Source organism: Maribacter sp. TH_r10 (genome assembly GCF_033101095.1).
GTDB classification, from domain to species: domain Bacteria; phylum Bacteroidota; class Bacteroidia; order Flavobacteriales; family Flavobacteriaceae; genus Maribacter_A; species Maribacter_A luteus.
The window spans coordinates 147,648-165,469 of sequence record NZ_JAWMPY010000003.1 but is presented as its reverse complement, the minus strand read 5'-3'; the positions used below and the strand labels follow the sequence as shown (position 1 = coordinate 165,469).

The 17,822-nt window shown below is 38.2% G+C and carries 11 protein-coding genes; 10 read left to right on the top strand and 1 reads right to left on the bottom strand.

Annotated features, from left to right (window positions below; all coding sequences use genetic code 11):
• Positions 1–135: 135 nt before the first annotated feature.
• On the bottom strand, positions 136–1,026 hold the full coding sequence (locus R3X28_RS09980) for an AraC family transcriptional regulator (protein WP_317664177.1): 891 nt from the start codon (positions 1,024–1,026) through the stop codon (positions 136–138).
• 290 nt (positions 1,027–1,316) lie between these two features.
• Here R3X28_RS09980 and R3X28_RS09975 point away from each other — a divergent pair, with 290 nt between their 5' ends.
• The 10 genes from R3X28_RS09975 (at position 1,317) to R3X28_RS09930 (ending at position 17,673) form a co-directional block, all read left to right on the top strand.
• The gene (locus tag R3X28_RS09975; protein ID WP_317664176.1) at positions 1,317–4,400 is read left to right on the top strand and encodes a TonB-dependent receptor; all 3,084 of its coding nucleotides are present in this window, start codon (positions 1,317–1,319) and stop codon (positions 4,398–4,400) included.
• Between the two features lie 41 nt (positions 4,401–4,441).
• Complete coding sequence (locus tag R3X28_RS09970) at positions 4,442–5,944, top strand: RagB/SusD family nutrient uptake outer membrane protein (protein WP_282056277.1); 1,503 nt, start codon at positions 4,442–4,444, stop codon at positions 5,942–5,944.
• A 10-nt stretch (positions 5,945–5,954) separates the two neighbouring features.
• Positions 5,955–7,658, top strand: a complete 1,704-nt coding sequence (locus R3X28_RS09965) for a hypothetical protein (protein ID WP_317664175.1) — start codon at positions 5,955–5,957, stop codon at positions 7,656–7,658.
• A gap of 100 nt (positions 7,659–7,758) precedes the next feature.
• On the top strand, positions 7,759–9,282 hold the full coding sequence (locus tag R3X28_RS09960) for a hypothetical protein (protein WP_317664174.1): 1,524 nt from the start codon (positions 7,759–7,761) through the stop codon (positions 9,280–9,282).
• A gap of 51 nt (positions 9,283–9,333) precedes the next feature.
• Positions 9,334–10,380 (top strand): glycosidase, encoded by a 1,047-nt coding sequence (locus tag R3X28_RS09955; protein WP_317664173.1) that lies wholly within the window; start codon positions 9,334–9,336, stop codon positions 10,378–10,380.
• A gap of 1 nt (position 10,381) precedes the next feature.
• Complete coding sequence (locus R3X28_RS09950; RefSeq protein ID WP_317664172.1) at positions 10,382–11,902, top strand: cellulase family glycosylhydrolase; 1,521 nt, start codon at positions 10,382–10,384, stop codon at positions 11,900–11,902.
• 4 nt (positions 11,903–11,906) lie between these two features.
• On the top strand, positions 11,907–13,541 hold the full coding sequence (locus R3X28_RS09945) for a sodium:solute symporter (protein WP_317664171.1): 1,635 nt from the start codon (positions 11,907–11,909) through the stop codon (positions 13,539–13,541).
• A 59-nt stretch (positions 13,542–13,600) separates the two neighbouring features.
• A complete protein-coding gene (locus tag R3X28_RS09940; protein ID WP_282056285.1) occupies positions 13,601–15,520 on the top strand; it encodes a sialate O-acetylesterase in 1,920 nt (639 codons plus the stop codon).
• A gap of 99 nt (positions 15,521–15,619) precedes the next feature.
• Positions 15,620–16,258 (top strand): sigma-70 family RNA polymerase sigma factor, encoded by a 639-nt coding sequence (locus R3X28_RS09935; RefSeq protein ID WP_317664170.1) that lies wholly within the window; start codon positions 15,620–15,622, stop codon positions 16,256–16,258.
• A gap of 206 nt (positions 16,259–16,464) precedes the next feature.
• Entirely contained in the window at positions 16,465–17,673 is a 1,209-nt protein-coding gene (locus R3X28_RS09930) for a FecR family protein (protein WP_317664169.1), read from the top strand.
• Positions 17,674–17,822 lie beyond the last annotated feature (149 nt).

Sequence of the window (17,822 nt, the reverse complement as noted above, 5' to 3'; positions counted from 1 at the left end):
CGAAATATCTTTCGGGTTTACCTACACATAAATATCGGTTTTATTATAGAAGGTTTTATACCCTATATCAAATAAGATGTTTTCGTTTTTAATCCATTTTTTAAAAAACTGCAGTCCTTTGTAGATGATTTTAGATTATTCCTTGGCTAAAGTGTACTCTTCAAGTTTGTTGTTTTGGGTAAATTTACTTCTATATCCGCTAGGGGTGATTCCTTTATTTTTTTTGAATGTTCGGTTAAAATTGGAAATATTGTTAAAGCCACAGGTGTAACAAATCTCAGAAATACTGTCATGGGTTTCCAATAGAAGTTTGGATGCCTGACCGATCTTTAAATCAATGATAAATTGGGTAAAACTTTTGTTCGTTCTTTTTTTAAAGAAATGGCTGAAAGCCGAATCGCTCATATTTACAATTTCAGCAACTTTACTAAGTCTAAGGTCAACATCATTATAGTTCTTAAGAACATAATCATAGACCATGTTTATCTTTTTACTGGTATTATGCTCCAATTTTAAATTAAATCCATCACTTGCTAAGGTGTTGTAATCTTGGCTAGAGGCCAACTCATTTAAAATTTGTAAAAAGGTAATCGTGGAATTGAACCCATGTAAACCTGATAAGCTTTCCATTAATTTTACCGTTTTGTTTCTTGCTTCACCGTAGAACTCTATACCTCTGGCAGATTTTTGTAATAGCTTTTTAATATGTACCATGGATTTTTTGGAGAGAAAACTATTCTCAACGAAGGCATCTTCAAATTGGATGGTGATCACATGCGAATTTGCCTTGCCATCATCGGTTCTTTCCCAACAATGGTATGTATTTGGACCTATCAAAACCAAATCTGTTTCTGAAAAATCCATAACCGAATCACCTACAATTCTACTTCCAGAACAATTTGTAACCAAATTCAGTTCAAATTCAGGGTGTAAATGTACGGGATAGTCAAACTTCGCATTGGGATGGTCTAAGATCACAAAAATATCATCTTCCCTCAATGGGGTAATTTCAGAATATACCTTCATGTTCAATTTTTTTGAAATTAATAATAAATAAGTAATATTTTCTAAAATACTGAAAATCAAACCATTATAGATGTATGTGTATTCTTTTTTTAATAAAGGGGTGATGAAAATACAATTGTCAATAATTTTCAAATATCATTTTTCAATAGTATAAATATATGAAATCAATAATTTATAAGGTGTTTTTTTATGATAGATTCATTAAACGCAAATTATCTAGCCTAATTGTGTCATTTCAAGACTGAACTTTACAATAATTTTACATCATAAATTAACTCATAACTTAAAAAATGGAAAAAAAATCTTTTGTCAGATTTACATTGGCTCTGGTGTTATTTTTCTTTTTCTCAAAAACATACTCTCAAACAATTGTGAAAGGTACTGTTGTAGATCAAGATAAGACTCCGGTTCCAGGAGTGAACATTGTAGAAAAAGGAACCACTAATGGTGTTTCCACCGATTTTAATGGCAATTACCAAATTCAGGTAGTCAACAATTCGGCAACTTTGGAGTTTTCGTACATAGGATTTGTTACGCAGACTATTCCTATAGCGAACAGAAACCAAATTGATATTACGCTAATCGAAAACGTATCTGAGTTAGATGAGGTTGTGCTAGTTGGCTATGGTTCTATGAAGAAAAGTGATCTTACAGGCTCTGTTTCTTCAGTAGCGATGGATAATATTCCGCTGAAACCATCGAACTCCATTGATGGACTCTTACAGGGACAAGTGGCAGGTGTACAGGTGGTGACTTCTTCAGATGCTCCAGGGGCGAGTTCAACTATTAGGATCAGGGGAGGTAGTTCCCTTAATGGAGGTAATGATCCTTTAGTGGTTGTAGACGGTTTTCCGATCGGGAGCGCTGGTGATCTAAAACAGATTTCCCCCCAGGATATTGAATCAATGGAAGTCTTAAAAGATGCTTCAGCATCTGCAATTTATGGTTCTAGGGGAGCTAATGGTGTTATCATGATAACAACTAAAAAAGGCTCAAAGAACAGAACGGAGATCACGGTTTCCCAGCAGAACACCTATTCAGGGTTCACTTCAGGGTTAAATCTTTGGAGAGACCCGGTTTTAATGGCAGAACTTAGTAATGAAGGCAGGGTAAATGGCGGTTTTGTTCCCCTTTATATTGGAGCTGAGGATGCCAATGGGGTATACTACCCTTCTGTTCAGGAATTAAAACAAGGAAGTTGGCCTTACCAGACCAATTGGGATGATGTTGTTTTCCGTAACCCGGTTTCGAACAATACCAACATAGCAATACGTAGCCAGTCAGAAAGGATACAATTTAGTTTAAGTACTACCTATTTTACCCAAAAAGGGGTGTATATACAAGATGATTATGAAAAACTGAATACGAACCTTAATGTTGTACACAAGATATTCGATGATAAGGTTACCATAGGGGCCAATATTATCTACTCAAAAGGAACAAGGGAAAACAACAGTGATTTGGCCTATTGGAGAAATCCTATTTTTCCCATTTATCAGAACAATGATCCAACACAAGGGTATTATTTGATAGGGTCTCAGGATTATTCCCATCCAATAGCCTTGGTTGAAAACAGGACCAATGATAACGAGTTCCAGGATTTTATTGGCTCTGCATTCATTGAAGCAAAACTTTTACCTTCTTTAACCTTGAAATCGCAGTTGAACTATAAGCTGGGACATTCCATTACAGATTATTATAATCCAAAGATCTATACCGAAGACGGAACCTTTAATAATGGTTCTGGCGGAATAAACAATTGGGATAGCAATGAAACGGTTGCGGAGACTTTCTTGACTTTTGATAAATTATATAATGATAAGCATAAGTTCACCGCAATGGGGGGGTTCTCCTATCAATATTATGATAGTAGGTCATCAGATTTAAAAGCTTATGATTTCTTAAATGAGTCATTGGGAAATGGGAATCTTGCCGCAGGTAACCCAGAACAACAATCAGTGTCTAACAACTCTACCGAAACGGTTATGTATTCAGGTTTAGGCAGATTCAATTATACCTATGACGATAAATACTTGTTCACCTTCACTATGCGTGCCGATGGGTCATCAAAATTCGGTGAGAACAATCAATGGGCATATTTCCCTTCAGGGGCAATAGGATGGAAAATGCATAATGAGGAATTTATACGGCAACTTGGTGTTTTTGATGAATTGAAATTACGTGGAAGTTTCGGTATATCGGGTAACCAAGGTATTTCACCTTACCTGATAAATAGTAGATATGGGCAAGATCAATATTATGTGGACGGAAGTTGGCAAACGGCCATCGGTCCTGGTTACATCGTTGGTTGGGATAGCCAAACCGGTAAAAAGACTTGGGGAGGTATTCCGAATCCCGATTTAAAATGGGAAACTACAAGACAACTCAACATCGGTGCTGATTTGGCATTTTTTGATAGAAGGCTGAAGGTCACAGTGGATTATTACAATAAATACACGAACGATCTACTTCGTGAACGATTGTTGTCACCTTCTTCTTCCTATGATAGAATGTGGGTCAATGATGGGGAAATTGAAAATAAAGGATTTGAACTTACTTTCGATGGTAAAATCGTGAATCAAGAAGATTGGGGGTTAGATGGGGTGTTTATCTTCTCTAAAAATGAAAATGAGGTGGTTAGTCTTGGTAATGCCTTGGCATCAGGTCTTAGTACCGATGCGTTAACAGGAATGAAATATGAGTTCTCTGGCAGTACGGTCGAAGCTTTCCGTTCAGTACCTAATATTCTTGCCGAGGGGCAACCTGTGAATGTTTTCTATGGATATAAAGTCGACGGGATTATTCAGTCAGAAGCTGAAGGTTTGGCCTCAGGTTTGATTGGTGATTTGGCACAACCAGGGGAATTCATGTATGTTGATTTAAATGAGGATGGAGTCATTGATGAAGATGACCGTACGATTATTGGTGACCCTAATCCGGATTTCGTAGCTAGTTTAAATCTGATGGCACATTATAAGAACTTTGATCTTTCCCTGTTCTTCAATGGTAGTTTCGGTCAGGATGTTTTCAATACCAAAGCTTTTGGAGAACCAAATAATATGCCTTTACGTTGGACACAGGATAACTTAACCAATGACTATCCTAGTTTGCGTGATGGCCGTAACTATTATATGTCCGACTGGTACATTCAAAAAGGAAGTTACCTACGTCTACAAAACCTTTCTGTCGGATGCAACATAGAAGATATAGAGCCGGTTTGGCTAAAACGCGCAAGGATTTTTGTGAACGCGACCAATCTGTTCACCATAACCGATTTTGATGGTTATGATCCAGAATTGGGCGAAAATGGGATATACTGGGGTGGCTACCCTAAGTTGCGAAACTGGACATTAGGAGTTGAATTAACTTTTTAATCCAGATGAAAAAAGCATTTACAATATTAAATGAATTGAAAATGAGACAGTTTAAAAATATAATAATGGGATTCGTGATCACGATAGGATTAGCATCCTGTGAGAGCTTGGAGGTAGAACCCGAGGGATTTTATTCAGAAGATAATTTTTATAATTCGGTTGAAGATGCCCAAGCCTCTTTATACTATGCTTATGATGCCCTAACATTGGTAAGTTACGCACCGGTAACTTTTTATTTGGCAGAGTTGTCAACAGATAACTGTTTGGTTAAACCTGATGAAGGGGCAGATGCCCAGGCTTTTGTTAATTGGGAGGTTACATCACAGAATGAGTTGTTGACCCAATTTTACAGATCATGCTACATTGCCATCAATAGGGCAAATGCCGTAATTGAAAATGTAGAGGGCAGGGGATTTAACGAAACTGATGAAAAGCGCTTGCTAGGCGAGGCTTTGTTCCTAAGGGCGTATAGTCACTTTAATGCGGTAAAAGCATTCGGATTGGCTCCATTGCAAACTTCCTTGATCGATCAGTTGAATGAGACCACTGCCAGTTTACCAGAAAATATGGATCAGGTTTATTCCTTTTTAATTGATGACCTAACTAGGGCTGTTGATTATCTAGACATAAATAGAGAGCCGGGCCTGGCAGATAAAGTGGCCGCCCAAGCGTTGCTGTCAAAGGTCTACTTGTTCGCTGCATCAGCAAAGGAAAGTGGTGTTCCTGAATATAGTTCGCTAACAGGAAGTGTTGATGATCTTTATGCAAAAGCTGCGGAATATTCGGGTTATGTGCTAAACGGCCAAAGTGAATATTCCCATGATCTTGACCTACAGAACATTTATGACGTAGAAAAGCCAAATGGCCCAGAACATATTTTTATTATGTCAATGGATCGTTCGGGGACTTCAGAAGGTGATTATTCAAAATTATCCAAATACTTTCTTCCATGGTTGGGAGGGGCCACCGTTTATTTAAAGAACAATGATGATACTTTTTTACCGACCCATGATGGTTGGGGTGTTTTTCAAACCACGGATAAACTTTATTCCTCATTTGATCCTGCTGATAAGCGAAGAACGGAGTTGATCGTATCGGAGGTATTTGATGAGACCGGAAACTCATTAGGAACCGTTAGTGATGGTACGGTACAATATGCATTTACCAGAAAGTATATTGATCCAAATTTTGAAGGTGATAAAACAAGTACAAGACCTTATCTTATTCGTTATTCCGATATACAATTAGTGTATGCCGAAGCGAAAGCTGATAATGATGGTTTAGAGCAGTACAACCAAATCAGAAGAAGGGCAGGCGTTGATGAGCTCCCAAGTCTTGGCGGTTTGTCCAAGGACGGGTTTAGGGATTTGGTTATAGAAGAACGTCAGCGGGAATTGGCTTACGAAGGAGACCGTTTGTGGGATTTAAGACGCAAGAATATTGTGCAACAAGAAGTGACAGAGGCCGCTGGCCTTTCACCATCCGCCGCTGCGTTTTATCCTATTCCCCAGCGTGAAATAGATTTAAATCCTAACATTGATTAAACCGATAGAAATGAAAAAAATACTTAATATATATCTAATTGTTGCAACACTGCTAGCAGTGGGCTGTACCGACGATCCTTTTGAGGATTTGGAGGGTACGGGATGGCAGAAAGAGAGGAATATCAACTCCATTTTGGTTGAAGGTCAAATTGGTACAGCGGTTATAGAACGCGATTTTGATGATGCGCAAATAACTATTTACGCCAAATATGGTAATATCGCCGATATTTCTAAAGTAAAGATTAAGAATCTTGATTTGTCTTATGGGTCAACAACCTTGAACGGGGTTGGGACTACATTGGATTTTACATCAGGCACTTCATCGATTTCAGTGGTATCCGGATCTGGTGAAACGTTAACTTGGAAGGTATCACTACTCCCATTTTCTTCGGACTTGGAAGGGACTTGGTATATACGTGAAATTGGTCTTTATGCCGATATGTGGTCTTGGGAATCCTGGGGTTGGGAGAAGTATGAGTTGATTACAAACTACTTACCCGAGTTGAGCCCAGAGCTTGATGATGTGTTCACTTTCACGGTGGAGGGTGCGGATGAAAACGGCAACCCATTTGGTGATTATGAGCATATTTCCGGTAATGACGGAGGGTATGGTAGTTTTAGTGACGCCGCCCAAGGGTGGGACTTTAATGACAGATTCCGAAATATCCCTACAGGTACCGGAACCTGGTTGCGTGATTTTGAACGCAATGTTGTAATCATTACAGATGCTGATAAGGTGGAACACGAACTTTCCCTTGAGTTGTTTGCAGAAAGTGGGGAAGTGTCGCTTAAATCGGATGTGGATTACTATTCAGAACTTTTTGATTGGGATGTGCAGGCATGGACTTATGAGGAATTGGCACATATGTCAAAATCCATGTGGTATAAGCTTACAAGGAACAAAGTACTTCAAACAGGAAATGACATTGCATCGTTAACTGTTATTGACCAAGTAGGTGATGCGGTAATCGATGCAGACAATAAAGAGGTTACCGTTGTTATAGAGGATAATGGGGCCGATTTAACCGCTATTGAAATAACAGGTCTTAACGTATCTTATGGCGCCAATGCAAATAGGGCGGTCGGGGATAGACTGGATTTTTCTAACGGATATACCTCCTTAATAACGGTATCTTCAGAAGCAGGTGAATCTTCAACATGGACCATTAACCTTCAAATAGATATTGATGTGAGCGATGTTTCAATTGCAGGAACTTGGACTATAGGGGAAATTGGTATTTATAGTGACCTTTTTACCTGGGAAAGCTGGGGTTGGGAGAAGAATGAACTACTTGATAATTATTTGCCGAATGCCGCTGCAGAGTTGGATAATACAATCACTTTCTCTGTAGAAGGGGTAAATAGTGATGGATTGCCTTATGGTACCTACGAAAACAATTCAGGTGCTGATGGGGTCAACGGTAACTTTGTTTCCGATGATGCCAGTTGGCCAGAATCTGATTTCAATAGTAGGTATAGAAAAGTGCCGACCGGATCGGGTACTTGGGTGTTGAATGGAGAAACGGTCACCATTACCGATGCAGGGGGAACAGATTTTGTTTTAACCCTAGAAATTCAAACCGAAACGGACATAGCACTGACTTCGGAGTTGGAGTATTTAGCCGATTTATTCGATTGGGATACCCAAAACTATAGTTATGAGGAAACTGCACATATGTCTAAAAAGATGTGGTACAGTCTTACTAAACAATAAAAAAATCTGAATAAAGGTGAATTATGCTTCCCTTTTGTTTTCAATAAGAGGGAAGCTCAACATAAGTATGTAATTCCACACTTCATTAAAAAAGTTTACAATGAAAATTAAAAATATGATACCTGTCTTTTTTGCACTATTATTTTGGTTGATTGGTTGTGAGGATGATAACAATGATGCTTTGCAAGAGGCAATAGAAAAAAATAGGGAAATCACTTTGACCAGTGACTTGGTTTCTTCCGATTTTAGGGGGAATGGAGTGCAATGGGGAGGCTATGACTTGGTGCCTACATGGTTAGGGGACCAAACACTTAGTGAGGCCGACTGGAATAAACTATTCAAGAGAATCGATTACTTACGTCCTCCATTTTTAAGGATAATGATCAGCTCAGGTTGGGCATATGACAATGATGGCGTATATGATGAAACAACAAAAACGATTTCATTGTTTAAAATGTTGGACTATGCTCAAAGTAGAAACATTGAGGTGACCTTTGGTGAATGGGGGCATAGTTATGACGGTGATATCAGCAATATTGATATGGATTGGGTCGCTAACTCCGTTAAGTTTTTGAACCATTTGGTAAATGAAAAAGGATATACCGTGATAAAGACAGCGAATATCATTAATGAACCAAACGGTGATTGGGCTACAACACAGGGTAGTTACGAAGTTTGGGAATCTGTACAGCAGGCTTACCTTACTGAAATGGGCAATTATTCTTTGGGGCACATTAAATTGATGGGACCCGATATCGCCATTTTCAATACGGCCAATCAAACGGATTGGTTTACAAGTGCTACCAATGATTTAAGCGATGCTATGGGGTTGTATGATATTCATGTTTATCCAAAGCAACAATTGGTCAGGGAAGGTGAATATGCAAATATGCTTCGGGCATACAAAAAGGTGACTCCAGCAGAAAAGCAAATAGTTCTTGGTGAGCTCGGTTTTAAATATACTGAAGTGGATGCCGAACTTCAATCTGAAAATCTAGCGGCCATAGCCAATGATCCTTTTGCGGGCGAAGATTCGAATATGATGGTATATAAAGCCTTTTATGGTATTGATATGGCAGATGCATTGATACAGACCATGAGAGAAGGTTTTTCCGGTTCTGTAATCTGGAATATGGATGATGCCATGTACAACAGTCCTGATAACGGGGATTACCAATCTACTAAATTAAAACGATGGGGCTTTTGGAACATTTTAGGCGAAGAGCTCGTAGGGGATGCTTCCGATGAGGATATAAGACCCTATTTCTACCCGGTTTCCTTGTTGTCACGTTACTTCCCTTCTGGAAGCAATATATATAATGTTGGTTTGCCCGACAAAAAAGGTGTTCGCGCAATAGTGGGTGAGCATAACGGAAAGTACACAGTGGCAATTGTAAATTCACATTATACAACATATGATGTAGTATTGAAATCAAACTTAATGAGCAATCTAACAGCTGACAAGTATATGTATAAATCCAATTCTGATGGTACTTTTGAAGGAAATATCGATGAAGACGGATTTGCGGCACCTGCAGAAAATGATGTTACACTCGATTTTGTTGAAGGTGTAAAACTTACCTTGGAAGGAGAGTCATTTGTTCTGTATACCAATATGGATTAAGTAGAATAGAAAAATTAGAAAAACAATATAAATCAGGAAAACAGGAACAGAATGAATTCTATAAATAAGATAGGAACAGATGTTTTACGTCTTAAAAAACACGAAGCGAATCCAATTTTAAAACCAAATCCGGAGAATGAATGGGAAGATTTAGTAGTATGTAATCCAGGGGTCTGGTATGAAAACGGAAAGTTCACGATGTTATATAGGGCTGCTGGGGATGATGAGGAGCATTACATTAGATTTGGCTTGGCAGAAAGCACTGACGGAATCAATTTCAAGAGAATGTATAAGGAGCCCGTTTTTGGCCCAAGTGTAGATGGCCCAGATCAGGGAGGGGTAGAAGACCCAAGAATCGTGAAGTTCGGTGATGAGTATTATGTAACTTATGCATATCGTCCGCATTACCCTGGCCAGTATTGGAAGTTTGCACATGATGTTATCCTACTTCCGGAATCGGGAGAACATTCACCAGCGGTTATCAAGGGGAATATTGCGAATACGGGATTGGCCGTCACAAAGGATTTTAGGCATTGGCGTCGTTTAGGACGTATTACACAGGCTAATTTAGATGATAGGGATGTAATTCTTTTTCCTGAAATGATAAATGGCAAGTATTGGTTGTTGCACCGCCCCAAACAATGGGTAGGAGAGGCATATGGTACCGAGAACGCTGCCATTTGGATTCAGTCTTCCGATGACCTTTTGGTTTGGAAAGGACCAAGTAAATTGTTGATGGCCGGTCGCTTAGGTACTTGGGAAGAAAAAATAGGTGGTTCTACTCCACCCTTGAGAACCGAAGAAGGATGGTTGATAATCTATCATGGAGTGGAAAATGGCGGTGAAGGTCATTATCGTGTTGGCGTCGCTTTATTGGATTTGGAAGATCCAACCAAAGTAATAGCGAGAGCCAAGAATTTTGTAATGGAGCCCGAATTTGATTACGAGATTGAAGGTTATTATAATGGTTGTGTTTTTCCTTCCGGAAATGTAATAGTTGACGGTACTTTGTATGTCTATTATGGTGGAGCCGATAAATACATAGGATTGGCAACATATAATGTGAGAGAGCTTTTAGATTACCTTAAAAAATGTTAGCATGAAAGTATTTTGGTGGGCGTTGGCCTCAATCGTCTTGTTGAATTTTGGATGTGCCCCTAAGGCAGATAATACAATCCATATATATCCAGAGCAATCTATCTCACACAATTTTATCGGAAATGGGGTGCAATGGTCCGCATATCCCCATGCCGATACCGAAATGGCCGAATGGGGTAAGCTTATGACCGATGAAAAGTGGGAAATGAATTATAAGAGACTGGACTATATGCAACCCAAGCTTTTCAGGGTGTTGGATCAGGCAAATTGGAGATATTTGGTCGATTTTGACAAAGAAGGTAATCCCATTCTGGATTTTAATACCCCAGAAATAAAAGCTGTTGAAAAGATTTTGGATTATGCCCAGAAGAACAGTATAACAGTGATGATAGGAGAGTGGGGGACCCCTTTCAAAATGCACGATACGGATAAAGGCCATTCGGATAAATTCAGTGGAGCCAAAGACCCTAAATGGATAAACGCCATTGCAAGTTATTTGGATTATCTGATCAACACCAAAGGTTATTCCTGTATTAAGTATTATAATTTCGTAAATGAGCCCAATGGTGATTGGGCAAGTACGAAAGGAGATTTCAACGAATGGCGCGATGGTGTAAAATTACTGGTGAAGACCTTGAGAGATAAGGGATTGGACAAGAAGATATCGATAGCAGGGCCAGATGCGGTAACACGATATGATAATCCAAGATCAACATATCCGGGATTGGGTTGGGTAGAAGAATCCGCAAAACAGATTGATAGTATTATCGGGATTTATGAGATACATGACTATACGGATCATGAATTGGTAAAAAGTGGTGGTTTTAGGGAATTTCATCAAAAAGCTGCCGATATTGCCGTTGAAATGAACAAGCAAATAATCTTTGGGGAATTGGGTATGACCAGAAATGGTCAACGCAACCAAGACAGGGTAAAAGCAGATCCATTTGCCAGTGAAGATAGTCAAATGGAAGTCTATGACCATAGTTATGGGATTTATATGGCCGATGCCATTATCCAAAGTATGAATGCAGGTTTTTCAGGAGCTGCGGCATGGGCGTTAGACGATGCTATGCATACTTTAGGGGATCTGGGGAACAAAAACGAATTGAAAAGATGGGGTATGTGGAACAGTCTTGGAAAAGAGATCTGCAATGATCCCAACGATGAAAAAATTCGTCCTTGGTTTTTTCCTTGGTCTTTGATGTGTCGTTATTATCCAGTTGGGAGTACCATAGTAAAAACAGATAGTACAGGTGTTGAAGGATTACGTTTAACAGCAGCGGTTTTCAATGATGGGGTAACGGTTGCAGTTGTTAATAATTCAAATGTTCCAAATACGATTTCACTTGCGGTTCCTACGGAAAAGAACATGCAGAAATTTATTTATGAGGAAGGTAAGAGTTTGGTTGATGCAGAAGGGTTCCCTGTGCCTATATCAACCGACATAAATCCTGTGGAAATTAAAGAATTGAACGTGCCGGCAAACGCATTCGTATTGCTCACAACATTAAAATATTAAATAAATGAGCATTAGCATAATAGATATTACCATTCTCGTACTTTTTATTGTTGGGATTGTATGGTGGGCTTTGAGAAATGGAAAAAGTTCAGATTCAACCTCATATTTTCTTGCAGGTAGAAACATGACATGGCCGGTAGTGGGTTTGTCCTTATTTGCGGCCAGTGTATCCAGTTCCACTTTGATGGGGCATTCAGGGGAAGGTTTCATTACGGGAATCGCGGTTTTTAATTACAACTGGATATCGGTATTGGTAATGGTCTTTTTTGCATTGTTCTTTCTGCCATTTTACATTAAATCGGGCATTTTTACTATGCCTGAATTTTTAGAAAAACGTTTTGACAAACGCTCTAGATATTATTTTTCGTTCATAACTATTTTTGGGAACGTTTTTTTGGATGCCGCAGCAACTTTATACACAGGGGCACTGATAATAAAATTGATTTTCCCTGAAGTCGATCTGTTTTGGATTATTTTGATTATGGCAATTGTAGCAGGTAGTTATACCATTATTGGAGGATTGTCATCCGCTATCAACGCCGATATGATACAGGCAACAATACTTATCATCGGTTCCGGGATACTTTATTTCTATGCCCTAAATGAAATTGGAGGATGGGATGAGCTGTACAATCGTTTTGGGGAAGGAGTATGGTTGAAACTCACCCGATCAATGAATGACCCAACGGTACCATGGTTGGGAATGTGGGTCGGTATTCCGATTCTCGGCTTTTATTTTTGGGCCAATAACCAAGTGATGGTACAACGGGTCTTATCGGCCAAGTCCATTGACCATGGTCGTAAAGGGGTATTGTTCGTTGGGTTTCTTTACTTGTTCACGCTCTTTATTTTCATTCTTCCGGGACTAATAGGTCGTGGCATTGATTTATTCGGGGTAGAAAACCTTCCGACCGAATTAATTGATGGGAGTACTTTAAAATCCCAGTATGGCATCAATACAGATGAAGTATACCCAAGATTGATCGTGAAACTTTTGCCCGTAGGATTAATTGGTTTGATTTTAGCTGCCATGATTTCTGCGCTGACATCTACTCTAAGTGCCACACTTAGCTCGGTCTCAACATTGTTTACTATGGATTTTTATTCAAGGATTGATAAAAATGCCGATAGTAAGGAGCAAGTTAGGGTTGGTAGGATCACCTCTCTTGTTGTTTTGGTTTTTGCTGTTATCTGGGCGCCTTTCATTGCAAGTTTCGATTCTTTGGTATCTTATTATCAAGAAGTTGTTTCTTATTTGGCACCACCAATAGTAGGTACCTTCTTTTTAGGCTTGTTCTGGAGACGTTCAAACGGAAACGGAGCACTTTGGGGACTTATTTCAGGTATTTTGGTAGCAATTGCATTAATGGTGTCAAAGTATGTTCTGGACATCACCATTCCGTATCATTTTCTACTTATTGCACCTGTGGTAATGTTATTTAGTATGTTGGTGAACATTGTGGTCAGCTTTATGACAGAAGAACCAGATGCCGAAAAAGTTGCTCAAAATACATGGACGGTGAAAATATGGAAAGAAGAGACAGAAGAATTAAAAGGAGTGCCATGGTTTAAAAATTACAGGGTATTGTCATTACTATTGGTGGTTGCCTGTTTTACAATGTACTTAATATTTATTTAGGGATATTTTTTTGCTGATCTGGTAGTATAGATGAAGATTCGATAATAAAAAAAAGAACCATGAAGAATTTAAGATTTTGTTTAAGGTTTTTATTTACGTTAGGAGTTATGTTCTTAAGTACAACCCTTTTTTCCCAAGACCCTGATTTTCATATTTATCTTTGTTTTGGGCAATCAAATATGGAGGGCTCGGCAACTATAGAAGAACAGGATAAAACTGTTGATAGTCGGTTTAAGATGATGTCGTCTATGAATTGTCCCGACTTAGGAAAAATAAAAGGGAAATGGTATGCAGCGGAACCACCCTTGAGTCAATGTGGGGTAGGGCTATCACCAGCTGATTATTTTGGAAGGACCATGATAGATAAACTTCAGAAAAATATTAAAGTAGGGGTTGTTAGTGTTGCCATAGGCGGGTGTGATATACGATTGTTCGATAAAGATCTTTACATGGATTATGATGAGATGTATGGTGATTGGTTTACAGATAAGATAAAAGCCTACGGAGGCAATCCTTACCAACGCCTAATTGAACTTGCGAAGCTGGCCCAGAAAGATGGTGTGGTCAAAGGAATTATTTTGCATCAAGGCGAAACGAATGAAGGCAACGGGGAATGGCCATTGTATGTAAAAAAGGTTTATGAAAATATATTGGCCGATCTTTCTTTGAATGCGGAAGATGTACCCCTTTTGGCGGGAGAAGTGGCACATGCCGAACAAAATGGCAAATGTGCCAGTATGAATACTATTATCGACAAATTGCCGGAAGCCATTTCTACGGCTTATGTTGTCTCATCCAAAGGCTGTGGGGTAAGGGAAGATAATGTACATTTTAATTCGGCCGGAGTTCGCGAATTGGGAAAAAGATATGCCGAAAAAATGATTGAATTAGAAGGTGATACTGTTTCGTCGCCAAAACTCGATTCCAAGACTATGGTTTCACCTGAAGTTCTTTCTGATAAAAAGGTTGCATTTCGTATATATGCGCCTAACGCACATCATGTTACCCTAAAAAGTGATGATAAATGGGATAAGATCAATTTAGAAAAAAGGGACAACGGCGTTTGGGAGGGCTTTTGGTTTAATGTTGAGCCTGGTGCTTATCGCTATCGTTTCATGGTAGATGGTGTACCTGTTTTTGAATCAAAGAATCCATCCAACAAAGAAACTGTTCCTGTTTTTATGATGACTTCGGGAAAAGAGTTTTTTGCCATGAAGGATGATATTCCTCATGGAGCGATATCACAAAGATATTATTTTTCCGAAACCATAGGGAAAACCCGTCGAATGCATGTGTGGACTCCAGCAGGTTACGAAAAATTAAAAAATAAATTACCTGTTTTATACCTGATTCACGGAGGTGGCGATGTAGATAATGCTTGGGCAACGGTCGGCTGCGCAGGTAATATTTTAGATAATTTGTTGGCAGAAGGCAAAATTGAGCCAATGCTTGTGGTAATGCCTAACGGTTCTATTGATCAAGAAACAGAAACAATGTTGAATAAAGTCCCGATTTTTAAAGAGGATTTAATGACCGGTATTATTCCATTTATCGAATCGGCATATAATGTTCATACCAATGCAAAACATAGGGCTATTATGGGCTTGTCTTTTGGCGGATTGGAAACTTTGGAAGTAGCGGTAGACCATCACGATATGTTTGAATATATAGTTGCATTAAGTTCAGGTTGGTGGATAAGTAAGGATTGGGAGGCGAAACGCGGTAAAGGTTGGATGGACGACAAAAAGCAACGAATTGATCAAATGAATAAAATAGCAAAAGATTTCAATACATCTGTTAAGCTAATGTATTTTACCCAAGGTGGTCCTGAAGATATCGCTTATAAAAACGGAATGGAGACCATGAAGATCTTTAAGGAAGCTGGAATAAAATTCAATTACAGTGAAAGACCTGGTGGGCATACCTGGAAAGTTTGGCGACAAGATTTAAGGGATATAGCACCATTGTTGTTTAAATAATTTTTTTCTTGATTTTTTTCGATTTCTCAATTAGTAAAAGGGTTAAAATAATATTTATGTATCTTTAGATCGTAAACCAACCATATAAACCTTTTTGTTTTGCCTTCGAATAGTCACCTGCATAAGACGAATGATATTGAAGATAAGGTTAATACCGTATTTGAATCTAGGCCCTTAGAAAAAAGAGGCGAAGTTTCCGATATACAATTATGGCAAGAATTTCAAGCAGGTAGTGAGCTTGCTTTTTCAACTATATATGAACTGCATGTTGAAAAATTGTATAGTTATGGATTGAAACTTGTTAGGGACCATGAATTGGTAAAAGATTGTATTCAGGATCTTTTTATAGAATTATGGGATACTAAACACAAGTTAGGTCTGGTCAGATCTATAAAATCATACCTATATAAATCTATACGAAGAAAGTTACTTTCACAAGTTTCCAAAAAAAGAAAAACCAATTGTTCCACTGAATTGGAGAAAGTCACTGAAACAACGGCGTCAATAGAAAAAAGCCTTATAGAAAAACAACGGTTTGATAATGAAAGGGCAGCATTGTCAAAGGAGTTACAAAAGTTAAGTGGTAAGCAAAGGGAAATAATTCATTTAAAGTATTATTGTCGCTTAAGTTATGATGAAATATCTGAAATCATGGCACTTGATAAAAAAGGGATTTACAATTTAATGGCGCATACCCTAAAGCTTCTTAAAAACCAATTAAATCTATTTTCCAAGTAAAATATCCCCTATACAAGCTTCATTTTTTTCTTAAAGCAAGAACACCTTCCTATATTTTGTCCTCGGTTATTTATAAAGGTATTAATAGCCAAAAACTAATTATTTTAGATGTATTGTTAAAAAAAATTAAATTTTTTTAAGTAATAATACTTTTTTCCCCTCTTGTTATAAAATAATAACGATTATCAATTTTTTTCTGGGTAATAATGAAATATGTCAATTACATTTTGGAAGATTTTGTGAAGGATGAATACTTCCAGAAATGGGTGCTGGACAGTGATGCCATGACCAATGGTTTTTGGGAGAATTGGTTGGCTGACCATCCGAATAAAAGGGAATTGGTTGAAAAAGCAAGAAGGTTGGTATTGTTGATGGATTTTGACAATGATAAGCTTTCTGAAAAAGATTTTGATGGTATGTGGAGACATATTATCGAAAAAAGAAATGATATACAAAAAGAAATACAGTTAACACAAAAATCAAAATCCAGGGTTTTCTTAAAGGTGGCCGCTGTTTTTGTAGGGTTGGTTGCTTTAGGAATAGTGAGCTATACACAAGGTGTTTTTGATGCGGCACCTGTTGAATCAGTCGTGGTACAACCGCAAATAACACTTGAGCTCGAAGATGGCACGGTAGCTGTCTTGGATGAGACCTCTTCAAAGGTTGTTACTGACGCTTCGGGAAAGAAAGTGGTGAGTCAAGAAAAAAACAAGTTGCAGTATGATAAGGCAAATAAAGAATCAGGGTCTTTGGAATACAATGTACTTACCGTACCCTATGGAAAGAAGTTCGGAATCGTATTATCTGATGGTTCTGAGGTTTACTTAAATTCAGGTACAAAATTACGCTATCCAATCAATTTTTTGAAGGATGCACCGCGGAATGTTTATTTAGATGGGGAGGCCTATTTTTCGGTTGAAAAAGATGAGTCCCGCCCTTTTACGGTTATTACTGACGATATGAATACTCGAGTGTATGGCACAGAATTCAATATGTCCAGTTACAAGGATGAAAACAATACCTCTACGGTATTGGTCGAGGGTAGTGTAAGTGTATACAAATCAAATAACGGGGAAGCCGGTAAGCCCATTAAGATAAAACCGGGACAGCGAGCAATATATAATGAAGAGGCGATATTGGTAGAAAAGGCCAATATAAATAAGTATATAGCTTGGAAGGATAATAAATTATTGTTCGTTGATGATAGTTTTGATTTGATGTTGAAAGAATTAGAACGCCATTTTAATGTCGAGATTGAAAATGAATACCAAGAGCTGGGTTTGAAAAAATTCACGGGCACGTTTGAAAATGAATCTTTGGAAAAGATTTTGGAAGTCTGCCAAGAACATACACCATTCGAATTTTATAAAGAGGATGGTAAAATTATAATTGTGAATATAAAACCTAGTGTTTAAATAAAATTGAATTCTAGGTTACCAATAATAAATGAAATAAATATTTAACGTATGACATAAAAAAGGTCACAAAAAAAACCGAAAAGTGTTGCAGCACTTTCCGGCGTATTAATGATTCCAGTAGTAACTAACTAAAACCATTCCAAAAT